13 protein-coding genes and 1 pseudogene are annotated in these 22,577 nt (G+C 72.8%); 5 read left to right on the forward strand and 9 right to left on the reverse strand.

The window, feature by feature from the left end; all coding sequences use genetic code 11:
* Positions 1-1,253, reverse strand: a pseudogene (gene treS, locus EBH09_RS25705) (maltose alpha-D-glucosyltransferase); the annotation flags it as partial.
* Positions 1,250-3,313, reverse strand: coding sequence for an alpha-1,4-glucan--maltose-1-phosphate maltosyltransferase (locus tag EBH09_RS25710; protein WP_193776531.1), 2,064 nt, complete (start codon positions 3,311-3,313; stop codon positions 1,250-1,252). The gene EBH09_RS25710 and the pseudogene treS, both read right to left, overlap by 4 nt.
* Before the next feature lie 310 nt (positions 3,314-3,623).
* On the opposite strand from EBH09_RS25710, the gene EBH09_RS25715 reads away from it, so the two are divergent.
* The gene (locus EBH09_RS25715; protein WP_121749270.1) at positions 3,624-6,242 is read left to right on the forward strand and encodes a glycosyltransferase family 1 protein; all 2,619 of its coding nucleotides are present in this window, start codon (positions 3,624-3,626) and stop codon (positions 6,240-6,242) included.
* A 64-nt stretch (positions 6,243-6,306) separates the two neighbouring features.
* Here EBH09_RS25715 and EBH09_RS25720 read toward each other — a convergent pair whose 3' ends face one another.
* From EBH09_RS25720 to EBH09_RS25745, 6 genes are all read right to left on the reverse strand, one after another.
* Positions 6,307-6,816 (reverse strand): DUF1990 domain-containing protein, encoded by a 510-nt coding sequence (locus tag EBH09_RS25720; RefSeq protein WP_121749271.1) that lies wholly within the window; start codon positions 6,814-6,816, stop codon positions 6,307-6,309.
* A 130-nt stretch (positions 6,817-6,946) separates the two neighbouring features.
* A complete protein-coding gene (locus EBH09_RS25725) occupies positions 6,947-8,986 on the reverse strand; it encodes a M4 family metallopeptidase (protein WP_193776532.1) in 2,040 nt (679 codons plus the stop codon).
* Between the two features lie 292 nt (positions 8,987-9,278).
* A complete protein-coding gene (locus EBH09_RS25730) occupies positions 9,279-11,060 on the reverse strand; it encodes an ABC transporter ATP-binding protein (protein ID WP_121749273.1) in 1,782 nt (593 codons plus the stop codon).
* Complete coding sequence (locus tag EBH09_RS25735; RefSeq protein WP_121749274.1) at positions 11,057-12,874, reverse strand: ABC transporter ATP-binding protein; 1,818 nt, start codon at positions 12,872-12,874, stop codon at positions 11,057-11,059. The genes EBH09_RS25730 and EBH09_RS25735 overlap by 4 nt, the downstream gene beginning before the upstream one ends.
* 49 nt (positions 12,875-12,923) lie before the next feature.
* Entirely contained in the window at positions 12,924-14,795 is a 1,872-nt protein-coding gene (locus tag EBH09_RS25740) for an ABC transporter ATP-binding protein (protein WP_121749275.1), read from the reverse strand.
* A complete protein-coding gene (locus tag EBH09_RS25745) occupies positions 14,792-16,696 on the reverse strand; it encodes an ABC transporter ATP-binding protein (RefSeq protein ID WP_121749276.1) in 1,905 nt (634 codons plus the stop codon). Before EBH09_RS25745 ends, EBH09_RS25740 begins: the two co-directional genes overlap by 4 nt.
* A 148-nt stretch (positions 16,697-16,844) precedes the next feature.
* Here EBH09_RS25745 and EBH09_RS25750 point away from each other — a divergent pair, with 148 nt between their 5' ends.
* Genes EBH09_RS25750 through EBH09_RS25765 form a run of 4 tightly spaced genes read left to right on the forward strand, consistent with a single transcriptional unit; the run spans position 16,845 to position 20,422 of the window.
* Positions 16,845-17,747: an ABC transporter ATP-binding protein gene (locus tag EBH09_RS25750; RefSeq protein ID WP_193776533.1), complete on the forward strand. Its 903-nt coding sequence runs from the start codon at positions 16,845-16,847 to the stop codon at positions 17,745-17,747.
* Positions 17,744-18,493: an ABC transporter permease gene (locus tag EBH09_RS25755; protein ID WP_121749278.1), complete on the forward strand. Its 750-nt coding sequence runs from the start codon at positions 17,744-17,746 to the stop codon at positions 18,491-18,493. Before EBH09_RS25750 ends, EBH09_RS25755 begins: the two co-directional genes overlap by 4 nt.
* Positions 18,494-18,534: 41 nt before the next feature.
* Positions 18,535-19,788 carry a sensor histidine kinase gene (locus EBH09_RS25760; RefSeq protein WP_121749555.1) on the forward strand — a complete coding sequence of 418 codons (1,254 nt, stop codon included), beginning with the start codon at positions 18,535-18,537 and terminating at the stop codon, positions 19,786-19,788.
* Positions 19,778-20,422, forward strand: a complete 645-nt coding sequence (locus EBH09_RS25765) for a response regulator transcription factor (protein WP_121749279.1) — start codon at positions 19,778-19,780, stop codon at positions 20,420-20,422. Before EBH09_RS25760 ends, EBH09_RS25765 begins: the two co-directional genes overlap by 11 nt.
* Positions 20,423-20,481: 59 nt before the next feature.
* Here the strand turns inward: EBH09_RS25765 and glgX are convergent.
* Positions 20,482-22,577, reverse strand: a 2,096-nt coding sequence (glgX, locus tag EBH09_RS25770; protein WP_121749280.1) for a glycogen debranching protein GlgX, incomplete at its 5' end; no start/stop codon positions are given.

Below are 22,577 nucleotides of genomic sequence, written 5' to 3' on the forward strand. Positions count from 1 at the left end.
CACTGCATCGGCGTGCGGACCGCGTCGCGGTCGCCGAGCCAGATGTTGTCGCCCATGCCGATCTCGTCGCCGTAGTACAGGATCGGCGAGCCGGGCAGGGAGAGCAGCAGGGCCGTGAACAGCTCGATCTGGTTGCGGTCGTTGTCGAGGAGCGGGGCGAGCCGGCGGCGGATGCCGATGTTGGCGCGCATCCGCGGGTCCTTGGCGTACTCCGCGTACATGTAGTCGCGTTCCTCGTCGGTGACCATTTCGAGGGTCAGCTCGTCGTGGTTGCGCAGGAAGATGCCCCACTGGCAGCCGGACGGGATGGCCGGGGTCTTGGCGAGGATCTCGGAGACGGGGTAGCGGGACTCGCGGCGTACGGCCATGAAGATCCGGGGCATGACCGGGAAGTGGAACGCCATGTGGCACTCGTCGCCGCCGGCGGCGTAGTCGCCGAAGTAGTCGACGACGTCCTCCGGCCACTGGTTGGCCTCCGCCAGCACCACCGTGTCCGGATACTGCGCGTCGATCTCCTTCCGCACCCGCTTCAGGAAGGCGTGCGTGGCCGGGAGGTTCTCGCAGTTGGTGCCCTCCTCCTGGTAGAGGTACGGCACCGCGTCCAGCCGGAACCCGTCGATGCCCAGGTCCAGCCAGAACTTCAGGGCGGAGATCATCTCCTCCTGCACGGCCGGGTTCTCGTAGTTCAGGTCGGGCTGGTGGGAGAAGAAACGGTGCCAGTAGTACTGCTTGCGCACCGGGTCGTAGGTCCAGTTCGACGCCTCGGTGTCGACGAAGATGATCCGCGCGTCCTGGAACTGCTTGTCGTCGTCCGCCCAGACGTAGTAGTCGCCGTACGGGCCGTCGGGGTTCTTGCGGGACTCCTGGAACCACGGGTGCTGATCGCTGGTGTGGTTCATGACGAAGTCGATGATCACGCGCATGCCGCGCTGGTGGGCGGCGTCCGCGAACTCGACGAAGTCGGCCAGGTCGCCGAACTCGGGCAGGACGGCGGTGTAGTCGGAGACGTCGTATCCGCCGTCGCGCAGCGGTGACTTGAAGAAGGGCGGGAGCCAGAGGCAGTCCACGCCCAGCCATTGCAGGTAGTCCAGCTTGGCGGTGAGGCCCTTGAGGTCGCCCACGCCGTCGCCGTTGCTGTCCTGGAAGGAACGGACGAGGACCTCGTAGAAGACGGCTCGTTTGAACCAGTCCGGGTCCCGGTCCTTGGCGGGTGTGTCCTCGAAGGTGTCCGGCACGGGCTCGTTGAAGATCATGTGGTGGGTGACCCTCCGATCTGCGGGTGGGACGGTCGCAGAACCGTGCAGACGTGCGCGGGCGTGACGCCCGGCTCCAGGCGCACATAGTTGGCCCTGCCCCAGTGGTAGGTCTCGCCGGTCAGCTCGTCGCGCACCGGCACCGACTCGTGCCAGTCCAGGCCGAGTTGCGGCATGTCCAACGAGACCGTCGCCTCCTGGGTGTGGTGGGGGTCGAGGTTCACGACCACCAGAACCGTGTTCGACCCCTGCCGCTTCGAGTAGGCGATCACCTCCTCCTTGTCCGTGGGATGGAAGTGCAGATCGCGCAGTTGGCGGAGGGCCGGGCTCTCCCGCCGGATGGTGTTGAGCTGGGTGATGAGGGGGGCGATGGTGGTGCCCTCGCGGGCGGCGGTGGCCCAGTCGCGTGGTTTGAGCTGGTATTTCTCGCTGTCGAGGTATTCCTCGCTGCCTTCGCGCAGGGGGGTGTTCTCGCAGAGTTCGTAGCCGCTGTAGATGCCCCAGGCGGGGGAGAGGGTGGCGGCGAGGACGGCGCGGACCTCGAAGGCGGGGCGGCCGCCGTGCTGGAGGTAGGCGTGCAGGATGTCGGGGGTGTTGGCGAAGAAGTTGGGCCGCATGTAGGAGGCGGCGTCCCCCGAGAGTTCGGTGAGGTACTCGGTCAGTTCCTGCTTGGTGTTGCGCCAGGTGAAGTAGGTGTAGGACTGCTGGAAGCCGATCTGGGCCAGGGTGTGCATCATCGCGGGGCGGGTGAAGGCCTCCGCCAGGAAGATCACGTCGGGGTCGGCGCGGTTGATGTCGCCGATCACGCGTTCCCAGAAGACGACGGGTTTGGTGTGGGGGTTGTCGACGCGGAAGATCCGCACCCCGTGGTCCATCCAGTGGCGCAGCACGCGGACCGTCTCGGCGACGAGTCCGTCGAGGTCGGCGTCGAAGGCGACGGGGTAGATGTCCTGGTACTTCTTGGGCGGGTTCTCGGCGTGGGCGATGGTGCCGTCGGGGCGGTGGTGGAACCAGTCGGGGTGTTTGTGGACCCAGGGGTGGTCGGGGGAGCACTGGAGGGCGAAGTCGAGGGCGACCTCCAGGCCCTGGCGGGCGGCTTCGGCGACGAAGTGGTCGAAGTCGTCGATCGTGCCGAGCTGGGGGTGGATGGTGTCGTGGCCGCCCTCGGGGGAGCCGATGGCCCAGGGGACGCCGACGTCGTCGGGGGTGGCGGAGAGGGTGTTGTTGCGGCCCTTGCGGTGGGTGGTGCCGATGGGGTGGACGGGCGGGAGGTAGACGACGTCGAAGCCCATCGCGGCGATGGCGGGCAGTCTGCGGGCGGCGGTGCGGAAGGTGCCGTGGGGCTGCTCGGGGGTGCCCTCGGAGCGGGGGAAGAACTCGTACCAGGCGCCGTACAGGGCGCGTTCGCGCTCCACGAGCAGGGGCAGCGGGTCGGAGGTGGTGACCAGCTCCCGCAGCGGATGCCGGGCCAGTACCGCGTCCACCTCCGGTGTCAACGCCGCCGCCAGCCGCGACGCGGCCGCCCGGGTCTCGTCCCGCAGCGCGTCCACGGCGGCGAGCAGTTCCCGTCGGTCCTCGCCCCGGGGCACGTCGGCGGCGGCGCGCTCGTACAGCCGGGCGCCCTCCTCCAGGACCAGGCCGGTGTCCATCCCCGCCGGGATCTTGATCCGCGCGTGGTGCCGCCAGGTGGCCACCGGATCGCCCCACGCCTCCACGGTGTACGACCAGAGTCCCGGCTCACCGGCGCTGACGGTGGCGCCCCAGCGGTCGGTGCCCGGGGCCAGCTCCCGCATCGGCGTCCACGGACCCGGCCGGCCCCGCGGATCTCTGAGGACGACGTTGGCGGCGACCGCGTCGTGCCCCTCGCGGAACACGGTGGCCGATATCTCGAAGGACTCGCCGGTGACGGCCTTGGCGGGCCTGCGCCCCTGCCGGACCGCCGGGCGGACGTCCAGGACGGGGATGCGTCCGACGACGGTGGTGCCGTCCGCGGGGGGTGCCCCGGACGGCGCCTCCGGCGGCGCCGCGGGGGGTGCTGACGAGTGGTGCGTGGCGGGCATGACCGCTCCTGTCCGCGTCAACGAGGGTGGGCGGATGACTCTGGGGAGGTGGGTCCTGCGGGGGTGCGTGTGGGGTGTACCGCAGGAGCCTTCCCACACTCTTCGGGTGGGCAATCCGGCACTTTGTTACTTACTCATGCGTATGTCGACACTCGCGACGACCTGACCGGACACCTTCCCCGCCCGGAGATCGACACGCCGGTGGTTATTAGCCCGTCCGGCGATCGAGGAGGACGCCGTTCAGGCCGAATCGGAGGTCTGAGGGCGAAGGCCCCAGCGAGGGACACATCACGCCGGTAACGTCGTCGGGGTGAAGGCGATTCGTCGACTTACCGTCCGTCCCGTTCTCCCCGACCCCCTCCGGCCGCTCAGTGATCTGGCCCGGAATCTGCGCTGGTCCTGGCATCCGGAGACCCGCGACCTCTTCCAGTCCGTCGACCCCGGGTGCTGGGCCGCCTCCGGCCGCGACCCGGTACGGCTGCTCGGCACCGTCCCGCCCGCGCGCCTCGCGGAGCTGGCGGAGGACCGGCGCTTCCTGCGCCGGCTGACCGCGGTGGCCGACGACCTCGACCACTACATGACCGGCGACCGCTGGTACCAGGCCCAGTCCGACCGACTCCCCGCCGCCGTCGCCTACTTCTCACCCGAGTTCGGCATCACCGCCGCCCTGCCCCAGTACTCCGGCGGCCTCGGCATCCTCGCCGGCGACCACCTGAAGGCGGCCAGTGACCTGGGCGTGCCGCTCATCGGCGTCGGCCTGCTCTACCGGCACGGCTACTTCCGGCAGTCCCTCTCCCGGGACGGCTGGCAGCAGGAGCACTACCCCGTCCTCGACCCCCACGAGCTGCCCCTCGCCCTCCTCAAGGAGACCGACGGCACCCCCGCCCACGTCGCCCTCGCGCTGCCCGGCGGCCGGGAACTGCGCGCCCGTGTCTGGCTGGCCCAGGTCGGCCGGGTGCCGCTGCTGCTGCTCGACTCGGACGTCGAGGAGAACGACCTCGGCGAACGCGGCGTCACCGACCGGCTCTACGGCGGCGGCAGCGAACACCGGCTCCTCCAGGAGATGCTGCTCGGTATAGGAGGTGTCCGGGCGGTACGGACGTACTGCCGGCTCACCGGCCACGCCGCGCCGGAGGTGTTCCACACCAACGAGGGCCACGCGGGCTTCCTGGGCCTGGAGCGCATCTCCGAACTGTGCGAGAGGGGGCTGGAGTTCGGTGCCGCACTGGAGGCGGTCCGGGCCGGCACCGTCTTCACCACCCACACCCCCGTCCCGGCCGGCATCGACCGCTTCGACCGCGAGCTGGTCGCCCGCCACTTCGGCCCCGACTCCGAACTCCCGCGCATCGACGTCGAGCGCGTCCTGCGGCTCGGCATGGAGACCTACCCCGGCGGCGAGCCCAACCTGTTCAACATGGCCGTGATGGGCCTGCGCCTGGCCCAGCGCGCCAACGGCGTCTCCCTGCTGCACGGCGGGGTCAGCCGGGAGATGTTCTCCGGACTCTGGCCCGGCTTCGACGCCGAGGAGGTGCCGATCACCTCCGTCACCAACGGCGTGCACGCCCCGACCTGGGTCGCCCCCGAGGTGTTCCGGCTCGGGGCCCGGCAGATCGGCGTCCAGCGGGCCGAGGACGCGCTGACCGTCGGCGGCTCGGACCGCTGGGACTCGGTCGCCGACATCGCCGACCAGGACATCTGGGAGCTGCGCCGCACCCTGCGCGAGCAGCTCGTCGAGGAGGTGCGGGAGCGGCTGCGCGCCTCCTGGCGGCAGCGCGGCGCCGGCACCGCCGAGCTGGGCTGGATCGACGACGTCCTCGACCCGGACGTGCTCACCATCGGGTTCGCGCGGCGCGTCCCGTCGTACAAGCGGCTGACGCTGATGCTGCGCGACCGCGACCGGCTGATGGACCTCCTGCTGCACTCGGAGCGGCCTATCCAGATCGTCGTCGCCGGCAAGGCGCACCCGGCGGACGAGGGCGGCAAGCGGCTGGTGCAGGAGCTGGTGCGGTTCGCGGACGACCCGCGGGTGCGGCACCGCCTCGTGTTCCTGCCCGACTACGGCATGGCGATGGCGCAGAAGCTCTACCCGGGCTGCGACATCTGGCTGAACAACCCCCTTCGCCCCCTGGAGGCGTGCGGCACGTCCGGCATGAAGGCGGCGCTCAACGGCTGCCTCAACCTGTCGGTGCTGGACGGCTGGTGGGACGAGTGGTACCAGCCCGACTTCGGCTGGGCGATCCCCACCGCCGACGGCGCGGGCACCGACCCGGACCGGCGCGACGCCATAGAGGCCGCCGCCCTCTACGACCTGCTGGAGCAGCGGATCACCCCCCGCTTCTACGAGCGCGGCGCGAGCGGGCTGCCCGACCGGTGGATCGAGATGGTCCGCAGGACCCTGAGCCTGCTCGGGCCGAAGGTGCTGGCCGGCCGCATGGTCCGCGAGTACGTCGAGCGGCTCTACGCCCCCGCGGCCGAGGCACACCGCGCGATGGACCCGGACTCCGCCCGTTCGCTGGCCGAGTGGAAGGCCCGGGTGCGGGCGGCCTGGCCCGGGGTGAGCGTCGACCACGTGGAGACGTCCGCCGCGAGCGCCACGGCGGAGCTGGGCTCGACGCTCGGGCTGCGGGTCCGGGTCGACCTCGGCGACCTCGCCCCGGACGACGTGGAGGTGCAGGCGGTCTCCGGCCGGGTCGACTCCGAGGACCGGATCACCGACGCGGCGACCGTGCCGCTGAAACCGGTGGGCGGCCCCGACCTGGAGGGCCGCTGGCTGTACGAGGGCCCGCTCGCCCTGGACCGCACCGGGCCCTTCGGCTACACGGTCCGCATCCTGCCCGCGCACCGGCTGCTGGCGTCCGGCGCGGAGGCGGGACTGGTCGCGGTCCCGTCGGACGAGCTGGCGGAGGCGGCGGGGCTGCTGATGAGGTGAGACCGTCCGGAGGATGAGCTGACACCGTCCGGAAGTCGACGTGGGACCGGCCGTGAAGCGCGGGTCAGTCCTCCTCGTCGCCGCCGCTCAGCCGGCGCAGGACGGTGCCGCAGCGGCGGGCGTAGGCGTGCTGGAAGGCGCGGGCCGCCGGTCCGCCGGCCTTGGCGTACCACTTGGCGGGGCGGCTGAAGGCGGTCACGGTCAGCCAGACCGTGCCGTCGCCCGTCCGGTCCACCACGAAGGCCTCCTCGCCGGACTCGGGGTGGCCGGGCAGGGTGCCGTAGGCCCAGCCGGCCCGGCGGGGCTCGTCCAGGGTCCAGACCACCCGGCACGGCGCCTTGATCATCCCGGCGAGGGTGACGGTGACGTCGACGCCGGGCGCGGCACGCTCCGCGCTCGCGTCGATGCCGACACCCACCTCGCGGTGCATCTCCCAGGTGAGCACGGCCTCGACCGCACGCTGGAACACCGGCTCACCCTCCCCGAGGCGCGTGCGTACGTGCATGGGGCGGAAGCCGGGCGGGCAGTGGCCCTGCTCGCGGGTGGCGCCGACGTCGTCGTACGTGAAGGACATGGGGACCAAGAGTAGGGCGACACCCTGGAACCTGGCGTTCCGGGTGCCGCCGGCAGGCCATGGGGAGGGCGCCGTCCCGGGGAGTCGAACCACCGGGACGGCGCCCTGACCGTGGAGCCCCGCGCGGGGGCTACGGGAAGGTGAGCTTGAAGGAGTCGATGTACCCGGTGTCCCGGGAGGCCACGTCCTGGACGCGCAGCTTCCAGGTGCCGTTGGCGGTCTCCGAGGAGGCGTTCACCGTGTACGTCTGGTTGACGTCGTTCGCCGAGTCGGAGGAACTGGAGTTCTTCAGGCGGTACGCGGTCCCGTCCGGGGCCAGCAGGTCGACCACCAGGTCACCGCGCCAGGTGTGCTTGATGTCCACCGCGGCCTGGAGGTTGGCCGGCGCGTTGCCGGCCCGCCCCGTCACGGCGACCGACGAGGTGACCGCCGCGCCGTTGTCCGGGATGGCCACGTCGGCGGCGTTCTCGAAGGACGTGCCGCCGCCCCCGCCGCCGCCCGAGCGGGCGCCGACGTTGATGCCCGCCCAGGCGTCCTGCACCGCCTTGTACTCGGTGCTGTCGGTGCCGTACAGCTCACCGGTGGCCGCGAGGGTGCCGGTGCGCGCCGCCGCGTAGTTGGTGGTCGACGTGAACTTCGTGGTCAGCGCGCGGAACCAGATCTTCGCCGCCTTCTCGCGGCCGATGCCGGCGACCGGGAGGCCGTCCGAGGTGGGCGAGTCGTAGGTGACACCGTTGATGGTCTTGGTGCCGCTGCCCTCGCTCAGCAGGTAGAAGAAGTGGTTGGCCGGGCCGGACGAGTAGTGGACGTCGATGCTGCCGATCCCCGAGTACCACGAGTCCTTGGAGGCGCCGTCCTTGCTCGGCTTGTCCATGTAGCGCAGCGGGGTGCCGTCGCCGTTGATGTCGATCTCCTCGCCGATGAGGTAGTCACCGACGTCCTCGGAGTTGTTGGCGTGGAACTCGACGGCCGCACCGAAGATGTCCGAGGTGGCCTCGTTCAGCCCGCCGGACTCGCCGCTGTAGATCAGGCCCGCGGTGTTGGAGGTGACGCCGTGCGTCATCTCGTGCGCGGCCACGTCGATGGACGTCAGCGGGTTGGCGTTGCCGGAGCCGTCGCCGTACGTCATGCAGAAGCAGCCGTCCGACCAGAAGGCGTTGACGTAGTTGTTGCCGTAGTGGACCCGGGAGTAGGCGCCCACACCGTCGCCGCGGATACCGGACCGGCCCTGGACGTTCTTGTAGTAGTCCCAGGTCAGCGCCGCCCCGTAGTGGGCGTCGGCGGCGGCGGTCTCCGCGTTGGACGGGCTGCCGTTGCCCCACACGTCGTCGGTGCCGGAGAAGAGCGTGCCGGTGCCGGAGGTGCCCCGGTTGAGGTTGTACGTCTTGTGGTTGCCGCGCGCGCTGTCGGTCAGCGTGTACGACGACCCGGACCGCGCGGTGCCCAGCGTCACCGTGCCGCTGTACATGGTGTTGCCGGTGCCGTTGTGGATCGCCTGGTACTCGTAGAGCTTGGCGCCGGTGGCCGCGTCGGTGACCACGTGCAGCTCGTTCGGGGTGCCGTCCTCCTGGAGGCCGCCCACGACCGTCTCGTACGCCAGGACCGGTGTGCCGTTCGCCGCCCAGATCACCTTGCGCGGGGCGCGGTCGGCCTCGGGCCGCTCGGCGCCGGCGGCCTTCGCGGCGGACACGGCCTGCTGCTCGGCCTTGCCGGCGGATATCTTCGGCGTCACGGTGGCCGGCTTGATCGCCTTCGGCGTGGCCTTCACGACCCGCTCGGTCTTCCCGGCGTCGGTGGTGACGACCAGGTCGCCGCCGAGGACGGGCAGTCCGTCGTAGGTGCGCTCGTAGCGCGTGTGCTCGGTGCCGTCGCGGTCCTTGACCACGTCGCGGACGACCAGCTTCTCCTTGGCGCCCAGGCCGAGTTCGCCGGCCGTGTGCGCCTTGGCGGCGTCGGCGTCACGGATGAGTTCGGCGCGCTGGGCCGGAGTGAGCTTGACGGACTCGGCGCCCGGAACGGGGGCCTGCCGGGGAGCCGCGGTGGCGGCGCCGGACTGGACCGCCGTGGCGATCAGCGCGGCGACACCGGCCAGGGCGACGGCGGCGGCGCGGCGGTGGGTGGTGCGGGACGCGGTGTGGGAGGTGCGTCTGTGGGGAGTGCTGCTGCTCAACACTGACTCCTTCTGCGTGGCCGCGGGTCGCGCGGCCAGGGGAGACCGGCCGGCGGGTGGGCCGGCCGGGCGGTACTGGTTCGGTACGCAGAAACCACGTGCTAGGAGCTGACCGCCGCGCAGCGCTGGTGGGAAAGCTGTGGGGGCGCTGTGGAGCGGCCGTGGGAAGAGTGGCAGGAGAACGCGCCTTCTGTCAGGAGCGCGTCAGAAAGTTGGCCGGAAATCGTTCGTTGTCCGGGCGTTCATGTTCGATATACGGAAGGGATGCTTTCGCGTGGTACTGACTGCCCGATCAGTCAGTAGTCGGTCCGGGCGACGGCGCGGGCGTCGGCTCCCCGTGCCAGGACCCCCACAGCGCCGCGTACGCCCCGCCGGCCGCCACCAGCTCGTCGTGCGGGCCGAGTTCGGTCAGCCGGCCGTCCTCCATCACGGCCACCCGGTCGGCGTCGTGCGCGGTGTGCAGACGGTGCGCGATGGCGATGACCGTACGGCCCTCCAGTACGGCGGCCAGGGCGCGCTCGGTGTGCCGGGCCGTCGTCGGGTCCAGCAGGGCCGTCGCCTCGTCCAGGATCAACGTGTGCGGGTCGGCCAGCACCACCCGGGCCAGGGCGAGTTGCTGGGCCTGCGACCCGTCCGCCCGGTGACCGCCCGTGCCCACCTCGGTGCCCAGGCCGTCGGGCAGGGCCCGCACCCACTCCTCGGCGCCCACGGCGGCGAGCGCGGACCACAACTCCTCGTCGGCGGCGCCCGGTTCGGCGATGAGGAGATTGTCGCGGACCGTGCCGAGGAAGACGTGGTGCTCCTGGGTGACCAGCACGACCTGGCGGCGCAGCCGATCCGGTCCGAGGCCGACCACGGGCACCCCGCCCACCGTCACCGAGCCCTCGGTCGGCGCGTCGACGCCCGCCAGCAACCGGCTCAGCGTGGTCTTGCCGGCACCGGACGGTCCGACGACCGCCAGCCGTTCACCCGGCCGCACGGTCAGGTCCACCCCGCGCAGCACCTCGCCGCCCCGGTCGTAGGCGTAGCGCACCCCGGCCACGTCGATACGGTCGTCCGCCGGGACCGGCGCGTCGCCCGCCGTCACCTGCGGAGCGCGCGCCAGCCCCTCCACGCGGGAGAACGAGGCGCCGCCCGCCTGGAGCTGCTCGATCCGCATCAGCACCTCGTCGAGCGGCCCGGCCAGCTGCTGGAGGTACACGGCGCAGGCCACCACCGCCCCCAGGCTCACCGACCCGCGCGCGTGCAGGACACCGCCGAGCAGCAGCACGCCCGCCACGGGGACGACGTACGAGATCTCCACCGCCGGGAAGAACACGCTGCGCAGGTACAGCGTGTGGAACCGGGTGCGCCGCGAGACCTCCAGCGCCTCCCGGTTCGTCGCGACGCGCCGGCCGGTCAGCCCGAACGCCTCGACCGTGCGGGCGCCGGCCACCGTGGCGGCGAGGCTCTCGGCGACGTCCGAGGTGGCCGCGCCCTCGGCGAGATAACCGGCCCGCGCCCGGCGCAGATACCAGCGCAGCGCGAACCAGACCGGCGTCAGCCCCAGCACCCCGACCGCGCCGAGCAGCGGGTCGAGCACGAACACCGCGCCGGTGAGGAACAGCGCCTGCACGGCGTTGATCAGCAGCTCGGGTCCGGCGTCGCGCAGGGTCGTGCCGACCGTGGTCACGTCGGCGGTGCCGCGGGTCGTCAGGTCCCCGGTGCCCGCCCGCTCGACCACGGACGCCGGCAGGGCCAGCGCCCGGTCCACGAAACGCTCCCGCACCCGGGCGAGCGTCCGTTCCCCGAAACGGTGCCCCACGTAGCGCGCCCAGCGGGCCAGCAGCAGCTGCGCCAGCGAGCACAGCAGGATGGCGAGCGCCATCCGGTCCACGGCGCCGACGCCGCTCCCGGCCCGCACCTCGTCGACGATCCGGCCCAGCAGCCACGGGCCCGCGAGCCCGGCCAGGGCGGCCAGCGCGTTCAGGCCGAGGACCAGGGCGAAGGCCCGTCGGTCGGCGCGGACCAGTCGGGCCACCGACCGACGGACGTCGGCGCGCTCGGCGACGGGGAGCCGTCCCGGTGTCGTCATCGGGCCGGCTCCTCTTCTTCGGCTTCTTCGGCTTCTTCGGCGTCCCGCGCGACAAGTGCCCGGTATCCCGGCTCGGCGGCCAGCAGTTCACGGTGGCCGCCGGTGGCCATGACCTTGCCGTCGACGAGGTAGTGCACGACGTCGGCCCGGTCCAGCACCAGCGGGGAGGTGCCGGCCACCACGGTCGTACGGCCCTTGCGGGCGTCCCGCAGCCGGTCCGCCACCGTGGCCTCGGTGTGGGCGTCGAGCGCGGAGGTCGGCTCGACGGCGAGCAGGACCTCGGGATCGGCCAGCAGGGCCCGGGCCAGCCGGACGCGCTGGCGCTGGCCGCCGGAGAGAGTGCGGCCCTGGGCGGCGACCGGGGTGTCCAGGCCGTCGGGGAGGCCTCGGACGATGTCGTCGGCGGCAGCCGCGTGGAGGGCGTTCAGCTGCGCCCGCGAGGATGCCCCGGCAGTGCGTCGGGCGTCCGCGGGTGCGTTGCGGCCGGTCGCGCCCACACGGCGGAGCCGCACATCGGCATCGCCCCTCGCGGGCGTTTCGGCAGCGCCGATCACATCGCTCAGGGTGCCGGCGAAGAGGTCGGCCTCCGCCTCCGCGACCAGGATGCGGTCCCGCACCTGGGCGAGCGGCACCTCGGCCAGTGGCACCCCGCCCCACGTCGCGTCCGACGGCGCGTACCGGCCGAGGCGGTCGATCACGGTGGCGGCGTCGGCGGGCCGGGACCCGGCCAGCGCGGTCAGCCGGCCCGGCGGTACCCGGACTCCGGAGGCCGGGTCGTACAGGACCGAGGGCTCCGCCGGGGCGGCGCGGGTACCGTCGTCCGCCTCGGGCTCCAGCCGCAGGAAGTCGACGACGCGGCGGGCGGCCACCACACCCCGGCTGAGCTGGTGGGCCATCTCGATGAGGAACGCCACCGGCCACCCCAGCGCCACGACATAGCCGTACACCGCCACCAGTTCGCCCACGCTGATCCGCCCCTGCGCGGCCAGCCGGGCACCCAGCCAGGTCACCACCGCCAGGAACAGCATCGGCAGGCCCACCCCCAGGGCCTGGATCCAGCTGGTCACCGCCCCGACCCGGTAGCCCTGCTCGCGCAGCCGCCCCGAATCCCGGCGGAACGCGTCCGAGACCAGGCCCTTGCCACCCAGCCCGTTCAGCACCCGCAGCCCGCCCGCGAGGTCGCCGATCCGCGCGGTCAGCACCGACTGCCGCTCCCGGTACTCGGTCTCCCTGCCCTGCAACCGGCCCATGAGCGGCCCCAGCAGCACGCCGAGCAGCGGCACCCCGAGCAGCACCACCAGGGCGAGCCCGGTCGACACCGACAGCATCAGCCCGCCGACGGCCGCGTAGGCGACGACCGCGCCGACGCCCGGCCCCACGGCCGTCAGGGACGTGCTGATGGTCTGCACGTCACCGACCCCGATGGTGACGACCTCCCCGGCCCCCACCTGCCGGCGCAGCGCCGCACCGAGCCGTGTGGCGTGCCCGACGACCACCTTGACCGTGCGGAAGTTGGCGTCCATCCGCACCCGCGTCATCGTGCGGTGCCGCATGATGCCCAGCCAGGCGTTGAACGCCCCGACGGCGACCAGCGCGCCCGTCCAGGCCGCCAGCGCGCCCAGGTCGCCCCGCTCCAGCCCGTGGTCGATCGCCCGGGCCATCAGATACGGCGTCGCCGCCAGCAGCACCATCCACACACTGGCGAACACGGCCCCCGCCAGACACCGCGGCCACTGCCGCCGGACCAGCCACCACAAGTAGCGCCAGCCGCCCCGGCGGTCGGGCGTGCCGGGCTCCTCGTACGCGTCGATCATCGATGGTTCCCCCGCCAGTTCTCCGTACGGCTCCCCCGACGTCCCGCCCTCACGCCAGACTGTCCCGCCAGGCACGGTGCAGGTCCGCGAACCTGCCCGTCCCGGCGGTCAGTTCAGTCGGCGTGCCGTCCTCCACGATCCCTCCGTGCTCCATCACCAGCACCCGGTCGGCGATCTCCACGGTCGACAGCCGGTGCGCGATCACGACCGCCGTACGGCCCTTCAGGACCGTCGTCATCGCCCGCTGCACAGCCCGCTCACCGGGGATGTCCAGCGAGCTGGTCGCCTCGTCCAGGATCAGCACCGCCGGATCGGCGAGCAACGCCCGGGCGAACGCCACGAGTTGCCGCTGCCCGGCGGAGATACGGCCGCCCCGCTTGCGGACGTCGGTGTCGTAGCCGTCGGGCAGCGCGGCGATGAAGTCGTGGGCGCCGATCGCCTTCGCGGCTCCCTCGATCTCCTCCCGGGTGGCCTCCGGGCGGCCGATGGCGATGTTCTCGGCGACCGTGCCGGAGAACAGGAACGCCTCCTGCGTCACCATCACCACCCCGCGCCGCAGTTCGGGCACGGCGAGGTCGCGCAGGTCCGTGCCGTCCAGCAGCACCCGGCCGTCGGAGGGGTCGTAGAACCGGGCGAGCAGCTTGGCCAGCGTCGACTTGCCCGCACCGGTCGAGCCCACGACGGCGACCGTCTGCCCGGCCGGGATCGTCAGGTCGAAGCGGGGCAGCACCTCGCCGCCGGTGCGGTAGCCGAAGCGGACCCCGTCGAAGACGACCTCGCGCCCGGGGTGCTCCGACGCCGGCGCAGGCAGTTCCTTCGGCGCGGCCGGCTCGGGCACGGACGGCGTCTGGGCCAGGAGCCCGGCGATCTTCTCCAGCGAGGCCGCCGCCGACTGGTAGGAGTTGAGGAACATGCCGAGCCGGTCGATCGGGTCGTACAGCCGGCGCAGGTACAGCACCGCCGCCGCCAGCACGCCGAGGGCCAGCGTGCCGTCCGCGACGCGGTAGGCGCCCCACAGCACGATCCCCGCGACGGCCGTGTTGGCGACCAGCCGGGAACCGACGACGTAGCGGGCCATCTCCAGGAGCGCGTCGCCGTTGGTCCGCTCGTGGCGCCGGTTCAGTACGGCGAAGTCGGCGTCGTTGGCGTCCTCGCGGCGGAAGGCGCGCACCGGCCGGATGCCGTTCATCGTCTCCACGAACTTCACGATCACCGCCGCGATCGCCGTGGACCGCTGCCGGTACACCCGTCCCGCGCGCCGCTGGTACATCCGCATCAGCCCGTACAGCGGCACGAACGACGCCACCGCGACCGCGCCCAGGCCGAGGTCCAGCCAGAGCAGCAGCGCCGCGATGTAGACGAAGGACAGGACGACCGTCACCAGCTCCTGCAGACCCTCGTCGAGCAGTTCGCGCAGCGACTCCACGTCCGTGGTCGAGCGGGAGATGAGCCGGCCCGAGGTGTAGCGCTCGTGGAAGTCGACGCTCAGCGCCTGCGCGTGCCCAAAGATCCGGCCCCGCAGGTCCAGCAGCACGTCCTGGCTGACGCGGGCCGCGGCGGCGACGAACGCGTACTGGAGCGCGCCCGCGGCCAGCGAGCAGAGCAGGTAGCCGGCGCCCACCGCGACCAGCGGACCGTGGTCGTCGTCCCGGAGCGCCGGGACGGCGCGGTCGATGGCGTACGCCACCAGCAGCGGGCCCGCCTGCACCGCCGCCTGCTGGAGCAGCAGGAGGAAGGTGGTGAGGGCGACGCGGGCCCTCATGGGCGCCAGCAGGGAACGCAGCAGCACGGCGGTCGCGCCCGGCGGACTGGGCAGGACGTCCCGGTCGAAGAGGTCGTCGGCCGCGAGGGCCGGCTTCTCGGGCGCCGGCTCGCCCTCGGGCTGTTCCCTCTCCGGCGCGGTGGCCGTGGGCGCGGTCATCGGCCGTCCCCTTCCCGGGACCCCTCGGGACCCTCGTGCGCGGCTGGCCCGGACATCAGATGGGCGTACTCGGCGCTGGTGCGCAGCAGTTGCTGGTGGGTGCCGACGGCGGAGATGCGGCCGCCCGAGAGCAGCGCCACCCGGTCGGCGAGCAGCACCGTGGACGGGCGGTGCGCCACGATCAGGGCGGTGGTGTCCGCGAGGACCTGCCGCAGGGCGGCCTCCACGGCGGCCTCCGTGTGCACGTCCAGCGCGGACAGCGGGTCGTCCAGGACCAGGAACCTCGGCGTGCCGACCACCGCCCGGGCGAGCGCGAGGCGCTGCCGCTGGCCGCCGGAGAGGCTGAGGCCCTGCTCGCCGACCTGGGTGCCGGTGCCCTGGGGCAGGGCGTGGGCGAAGTCGGCCTGCGCGACGGCGAGCGCCCGGCCCAGCTCCTCCTCGCCGGCGTCCCCACCGGCCCCCATCAGCACGTTCTCGCCGACTGTCGCCGAGAACAGCGTGGGTTCCTCGAAGGCCACGGCGACCATGGAACGCAGCTCCTCGCGGGGGAGGGCGGCGATGTCCTCGCCGTCCAGCGTGATCCGTCCGGCGGTCACCTCGTGCAGTCGGGGGACGAGCGCGGTCAGCGTGGTCTTGCCACTGCCGGTGGCCCCGACCAGGGCCATGGACTCGCCGGGGCGGATGTGCAGGTCGACCCGGTCGAGCAGGGGCGGGGAGTCGGGGGGCGCGTCGGGGTACCGGAAGCGAACGCCCTCGAACCGCAGGCCTCCGCCTGCCGCGGCCGCGGGCAGTCGTGCGGCTGGGGCGGCACGGGTGGGCGCAGCGGCACCCCGCACCGCCGGGCCGCGCGGCCCACCTCCCGACACGGCCGCCGGCTCATCCGGGCCCCCCGGTTCCTCCACCTCCGCGTCCATCACCTCGAAGTACCGGTCCGTCGCCGTCGCCGCCTCCTGGCTCATCGCCAGCAGGAAGCCGATCGACTCGACGGGCCACCGCAGGGCCAGCGCCGTGGACAGGAACGCCACCAGCGTCCCCGCCGACAGTGACCCGTCCGCCACCTGCACCGTGCCCACCACCAGCGCCGCCCCGATCGCCACCTCCGGCAGCGCCACGATGACCGCCCAGATGGCGGCCAGCAGCCGCGCCTTGCGCAGCTCGGTCCCCCGCAACGTGTGCGACAGCTCGTGGAAGGCCCGTGCCTGGCTGCGGTGCCGGCCGAAGCCCTTGATGATCCGGATACCGAGGACGCTCTCCTCGACGACGGTCGTCAGATCCCCGACCTGGTCCTGCGCACGCCGCGCCACCGCGGAGTACTTCTTCTCGAAGACCGCGCAGGTGATCATCACGGGGATGGCGGGCCCGAGGATCACCAGCCCCAGCGTCCAGTCCTGCACCAGCATGATGCCCACGCCGACAAGGATCGTCACGCCGTTGACCAGCAGGAACGTCAGCGGGAAGGCGAGGAACATGCGCAGCAGCATCAGGTCCGTCGTCCCGCGCGACAGCAACTGCCCCGAAGCCCACCGGTCGTGGAAGGCCACCGGCAGCCGTTGCAGATGCCGGTACAGATCCGCCCGCATCCCCGCCTCGACACCCGCCAGCGGCCGGGCCACCAGCCACCGCCGCAGCCCGAACAGCAGCGCCTCCACCAGCCCGAGGAGGAGCAGATACAGCGCCCCGAGCCACACGCCGGCCGGATCACGGTCGGCGACCGGCCCGTCCACCATCCACTTCAGGACGAGCGGGATCACCAGCCCCACGCAGGAGGCGACGATCGCCACACACGCGGCGGTCGCCAACCGCGCCCGCACGGGCCGGACATAGGGCCACAGCCGCAGCAGGGCGCGCACGGTGGACCGTTCCTCGGTGGAGGCCTTGGCCAAGGCGGGTGTAGTGGACATCAGCGGCGAGCCTACGGTTCACCACTGACACTGCCCACCGAGTTTTCGAGCTCACCGGGGTCGTACGGGGGCATCGGCCGATCGGCTGATGCGCCTTCGAGCGGGACGGCCGATGTGCCGGACCCGCGCACCCCGGGACGCTGGTGCCATGCCCGTCATCGAAGTCACCGAACTGCGCAAGTCCTACGGCGGCCGGCCCGCCGTCGACGGGGTGTCGTTCGCCGTCGAGGAGGGCGAGATCTTCGGCGTCCTCGGCCCGAACGGCGCCGGCAAGACCACCACCGTCGAGTGCGTCGAAGGCCTGCGCGTCCCCGACGCGGGCCGCGTCCGTGTCACCGGCCTCGACCCCGTCGCAGACCACAAGCAGGTCACCCGCGTACTCGGCGCCCAGCTCCAGCAGAGCGAACTCCAGCCCAAGCTCACCGTCCGCGAGGCACTGGAGCTGTACGCCGGCTTCTACCCGGAGCCGGCCGACTGGCGTCCGCTCGCCGAACGCCTCGGCCTCACCCCGAAGCTGAACTCCCGGTTCGGCAAGCTCTCCGGCGGCCAGAAGCAGCGCCTGTCCATCGCGCTCGCCCTGATCGGCGACCCGCGGATCGTGGTGCTGGACGAGCTGACCACCGGCCTCGACCCGCGCGCCCGGCGCGAGACCTGGCAGCTCATCGAGGACGTCCGCGCGGGCGGCGTCACCGTCCTGCTGGTCACGCACTTCATGGAGGAGGCGCAGCGCCTCTGCGACCGGATCGCCGTGATCGACAAGGGGCGGGTCGCGGCCCTGGACACCCCGGCCGGGCTGATCCGCCGGTCGGCGGGCGCCACCGTCATCAGCTTCACTCCGTCGGCGCCGCTGGACGACGACGACCTGAACGCGCTGCCGGGGCTCGCCTCGGTCCAGCGCAAGGACGGCCGCGTCACCCTGTCCGGCACCGACGAGACGGTCAACGCCGTCATCACGCTCCTCGCCCGCACCCGCGTCACCGCCCACCAGCTGCGCGTCACCGATGCCACGCTGGACGACGCCTTCCTGGACCTCACGGAGGCCACGGCATGACCACCGACGTCCTCAACACCGCCGTACTGAAGACGGAGATCCGCCTCTTCGGGCGCGAGCCGGGCGGCGTCTTCTGGATCATGCTCTTCCCCACCCTGCTCCTGGCCATCTTGGGCTCCATCCCGTCCTTCCGCGAGGCCGACCCGAGCCTCGGCGGTCTGCGGCCGGTCGACGCCTACGTGCCGGTGGCCGTACTTCTCGGGCTGATCGTCGGCGGGCTCCAGGGCATGCCGCCGACGATCGCCGGCTACCGGGAGAACGGCATCCTGCGCCGGATGTCGACCACGCCGGTCCGTCCCGCCGCCCTGCTGACCGCGCAGATGCTGGTGCTCGGCGCCGGCGCGCTGCTCTCGGCCCTGGCCGCCCTCGCGGTCGGCCGGCTCGCCTTCGGCGTGACGCTGCCGCGGCAGCCGCTCGGCTACCTCCTGGCACTGCTGCTCGCCCTGTTCGCCTCCCTCGCCCTGGGGGCCCTGCTCTCCGCCCTGGCCCGCACGACCAAGATCGCCACCGCGATCGGGTCGACCGCGCTCTTCCCCGCGATGTTCTGCGCGGGTGTGTGGCTGCCGGTGGAGGCCATGCCGGACGTACTGGGCGACGTCGTCGGCTGGACCCCGTTCGGTGCCGCCGCGCAGGCCCTGAACGACGCCGCGGCCGGCGACTGGCCGGGCTGGACCCACCTCGGTGTCCTGGCGGTCTGGACGGTGCTGCTGACGGTGGCGGCCGCGCGCTGGTTCCGCTGGGAGTGAGCACGAGGAGCGGGGGAGCGGGCGTGGCGGACAATGACGCCATGACGGAGACGACGGCGCTCGACGACCGATGGGCGTTGTTCGAACGCTGGGGCCCGTACTGCCTGTTGCTCCTGAGCACCCTGATCGCCTGGTCGACCGCCGACGCGCTCGGCATGTCCACGGCCGAGCGCTGGGCGTGCGGCGCCCTGATCGGCGTGGCCGTCGTCCTGCACCTGTGCTGGGCCAGGATGGCCCGCACCCGTCCCGGGCCGTCCACCGCGGGTGCCTGGCACTACGCGATCCGCTGGGCGGTCGGGTTCGCGCTCACCTGGGCGAACCCGCTGTTCGCCTTCTACGCCGTCATCGGCTACTTCAGCGTCGAGCGCCTGCTGCCACGAGGGCTGTGCAAGGCCGGCCTGTTCGCCACCGCCGTGACCCTGGCGGGCTCCCAGTCGGGCGGGCTGCCGCCGAGCGGACGGCTGGAGTGGGTGCTCTTCGGCGCCATCCTCGTGGCCAACGCCATGCTGGTCCTCCTCTTCGGCCACTTCGCCGACCTGGAGGAGGCCCGCGGCCGGGCCCGGCTGGAGACCATCGCCGAACTGGAGCGCACCAACACCGCCCTGCAGCAGGCCCTCGACGAGAACGCCGCCCTGCACGCCCAACTCCTCGTCCAGGCCAGGGAGGCCGGGGTCGCCGACGAGCGCCGGCGGCTGGCCGCGGAGATCCACGACACCCTGGCCCAGGGCCTGACCGGCATCATCGCCCAGCTCCAGGTCGTGACGGTCACCCCGGACCCGGTCCTCGGGCGCGAGCACACGGACCGGGCCATCGCCCTGGCCCGGCACAGCCTCGGCGAGGCCCGCCGCTCCGTGCACAACCTCTCCCCGGTCGCCCTGGCCGACGACGGACTGCCGGACGCGCTGAAGAAGACGGTGACGGAGTGGGGCGAACGTACGGGGATACCGGCGGGGTTCACCGTCACCGGCACCGCCGAGCCGCTCCACGACGAGGTGGCCGCCACTCTCCTGCGCATCGCCCAGGAGGCCCTGTCCAACACCGCCCGGCACGCCGCCGCGGGCCGGGTCGGCGTCACCCTCTCCTACATGGGCGACGAGGTCACCCTCGACGTCCGCGACGACGGCACGGGCTTCGACTGCCGCGCGGCGCGGCACCGCACCCCCGCCGGCGGCTTCGGCCTGAACGGCATGCGGACCCGCGCCGAGCGCATCGCCGGCGCGCTCACCGTCGAGGCGGAGCCCGGGCAGGGAACGGCCGTCTCGGCTCGCGTACCGTTGGTCCGCCATGACCGATGACGCCGTGATCTCCCTCCTCATCGTCGACGACCATCCCGTCGTGCGCGACGGCCTGCGCGGCATGTTCCAGTCCGCGCCCGGCTTCCGCGTCCTCGGCGAGGCCGCCAACGGCGTCGAGGCGCTGGAGCGGGCCTTCGCACTCGACCCGGACGTCGTCCTCATGGACCTGCGGATGCCGGGCGGCCCGGGCGTGGACGCCATCCGCGAACTGGCCCGGCGCGGTGCCCGAGCCAAGGTCCTCGTCCTCACCACGTACGACACCGACTCCGACACCCTGCCCGCGATCGAGGCGGGCGCGACCGGCTACCTCCTCAAGGACGCGCCCCGCGACGAGCTGTTCACCGCGGTCCGTGCGGCGGCCCAGGGCCGGACCGTCCTCTCCCCGGCCGTCGCCACCCGCCTGGTCTCCGCGGTCCGCACCCCGAGGGCGCCGGGCGGCGAACCCCTCTCCGCCCGCGAGCGCGAGGTCCTCGCCCTGGTCGCGCGGGGCACCTCCAACAAGGAGATCGCCCGTGAACTGTTCATCAGCGAGGCGACCGTGAAGACCCACCTCACCCACCTCTACGCCAAACTCGGCGTCAACGACCGCGCGGCGGCGGTGGCGGTGGGCTACGACCGGGGCATCCTCGGCTGAACCGGCCCCCGCCGTCGTCATCCGGGGACGCGGACGGGGACGGAGGCGGGGGCGGCGACTCACCCCACCTTCAGCAGCAGCACCGCCCGCGCCGGCACCGTGATCTCCGTCCCCGCCGGATGCGTCCCGCCCGGTGCCTCCGTCTGCCGCTCCCGGCCGGTGTCGACGACCACCTCGTACCGCTCCGCCCAGGGCGGCCCCGGCAGTACGAAGGAGACCGGCCGGTCGCCCGCGTGCAGGACGGCCAGGAAACTGTCGTCGACGATCGGGCCGCCGCGCTCGTCGCGGCCCGGGATGTCCCGTCCGGAGAGGTACATGCCGAGGGTGGCGGCGGGCGCGTACCAGTCCCGCTCCGTCATCTCGGTGCCCCGGGCGGTGAACCAGGCCAGGTCGCGCAGGCCGTCCGCGGAGTGCGCCCGGCCGGAGAAGAACGCCCGGCGGCGCAGCACCGGGTGCCGGTGGCGCAGCGCGATCAGCCGGGAGGTCAGCTCGAACAGGGGCCGCCACTCCGGGTCGTCCAGCAGGCTCCAGTCGACCCAGCTGATCTCGTTGTCCTGGCAGTAGGCGTTGTTGCTGCCGCCCTGGGTCCGGCCCAGCTCGTCGCCGGCGACCAGCATCGGCACGCCGGTCGACAGCAGCAGCGTGGTCAGCAGGTTGCGGAGCTGGCGGCGCCGGAGCGCCCTTACGTCCTCGTCGTCCGTCTCCCCCTCCGCGCCGCAGTTCCAGGACCGGTTGTCGTCGGTGCCGTCGCGGTTGCCCTCGCCGTTGGCCTCGTTGTGCTTGCGCTCGTACGACACCATGTCCCGGAGCGTGAAGCCGTCGTGGGCGGTGACGAAGTTGACCGACGCGTACGGCCGCCGCCCGCCCCACGCGTACAGGTCGCTGGAGCCCGACAGGCGGTAGCCCATCTCCCGGACGTCCGGCAGCGCGTGCCGCCAGAAGTCCCGCACGGCGTTGCGGTAGCGGTCGTTCCACTCGGTCCACAGGGGCGGGAACGCGCCCACCTGGTAGCCGCCGGAGCCCACGTCCCACGGCTCGGCGATCAGCTTCACCCGCCGCAGCACCGGGTCCTGCGCGATCACCGCGAGGAACGGGGAGAGCATGTCGACGTCGTGCATCGAGCGGGCCAGCGCCGCCGCCAGGTCGAACCGGAAGCCGTCCACGCCCATCTCCGTCACCCAGTAGCGCAGCGAGTCGGTGATCAGGCGCAGGACGTGCGGCTGGACGACGTGCAGGGTGTTGCCGCAGCCGGTGTAGTCGGCGTATCGGCGGGCGTCCGGCTGGAGGCGGTAGTAGCCGCGGTTGTCGATGCCCTTGAGGGACAGCATCGGGCCCAGCTCGCCCGCCTCCGCCGTGTGGTTGTAGACCACGTCGAGGATCACCTCGATGCCCGCCTCGTGCAGCGCGCGCACCATCCGCTTGAACTCGCCGACCTGCTGACCGGTGGTGCCGGAGGCCGCGTAGGCCGCGTGGGGGGCGAAGTAGCCGATCGAGTTGTAGCCCCAGTAGTTCTTCAGGCCGCGGTCGAGGAGATGGCTCTCGTGCGCGAACTGGTGCACCGGCAGCAGCTCCACCGCCGTCACGCCCAGCCGCGTCAGGTGCTCGATCGCCGCAGGATGCGCCAGCCCCGCGTAGGTGCCGCGCAGCTCCTCGGGGATGCCGGGGTGCAGCTTGGTGAAGCCGCGCACGTGCAGTTCGTAGATGACCGAGTCCGCCCACGGCGTCTTCGGCCGCCGGTCGTACGTCCACTCGTCGTCGGGGCCGCCGTCGTGGACGACGACGCCCTTGGGGACGTACGGCGCCGAGTCGCGGTCGTCGCGCACGGTGTCCGCCACATGCTGCTGGGGCCAGTCGCGGACGTGCCCGTACACCTCGGCGGGCAGCACGAAGTCACCGTCCACCGCGCGCGCGTACGGGTCGAGCAGCAGCTTCGCCGGGTTCCAGCGGGCGCCGGTCCACGGGTCCCAGCGGCCGTGCACCCGGAAGCCGTAGCGCTGCCCCGGGCCCACGCCCGGCACGAAGCCGTGCCAGATCTCGTGCGTCAGCTCGGTCAGCCGCACCCGGCGCTCCCCGCCCCCGGGGCCCCGCTCGTCGAACAGGCACAGCTCCACCGCCTCCGCCCCGCCCGCCCACAGCGCGAAGTTCGTCCCCGCCA

It is taken from the genome of Streptomyces sp. E2N166 (assembly GCF_003671715.1).
GTDB classification, from domain to species: domain Bacteria; phylum Actinomycetota; class Actinomycetes; order Streptomycetales; family Streptomycetaceae; genus Streptomyces; species Streptomyces thinghirensis.

Excerpts from the sequence above, each read along its gene's own strand:
- EBH09_RS25720 (WP_121749271.1), bottom strand. The coding sequence starts at position 6,816 with ATGTCCTTCACGTACGACGACGTCGGCGCCACCCGCGAGCAGGGCCAC.
- EBH09_RS25745 (WP_121749276.1), bottom strand. The coding sequence starts at position 16,696 with ATGTCCACTACACCCGCCTTGGCCAAGGCCTCCACCGAGGAACGGTCC.
- EBH09_RS25740 (WP_121749275.1), bottom strand. The coding sequence starts at position 14,795 with ATGACCGCGCCCACGGCCACCGCGCCGGAGAGGGAACAGCCCGAGGGC.
- EBH09_RS25765 (WP_121749279.1), top strand. The coding sequence starts at position 19,778 with ATGACCGATGACGCCGTGATCTCCCTCCTCATCGTCGACGACCATCCC.
- EBH09_RS25730 (WP_121749273.1), bottom strand. The coding sequence starts at position 11,060 with ATGACGACACCGGGACGGCTCCCCGTCGCCGAGCGCGCCGACGTCCGT.
- EBH09_RS25735 (WP_121749274.1), bottom strand. The coding sequence starts at position 12,874 with ATGATCGACGCGTACGAGGAGCCCGGCACGCCCGACCGCCGGGGCGGC.
- EBH09_RS25750 (WP_193776533.1), top strand. The coding sequence starts at position 16,845 with ATGCCCGTCATCGAAGTCACCGAACTGCGCAAGTCCTACGGCGGCCGG.
- EBH09_RS25760 (WP_121749555.1), top strand. The coding sequence starts at position 18,535 with ATGACGGAGACGACGGCGCTCGACGACCGATGGGCGTTGTTCGAACGC.
- EBH09_RS25755 (WP_121749278.1), top strand. The coding sequence starts at position 17,744 with ATGACCACCGACGTCCTCAACACCGCCGTACTGAAGACGGAGATCCGC.
- EBH09_RS25710 (WP_193776531.1), bottom strand. The coding sequence starts at position 3,313 with ATGCCCGCCACGCACCACTCGTCAGCACCCCCCGCGGCGCCGCCGGAG.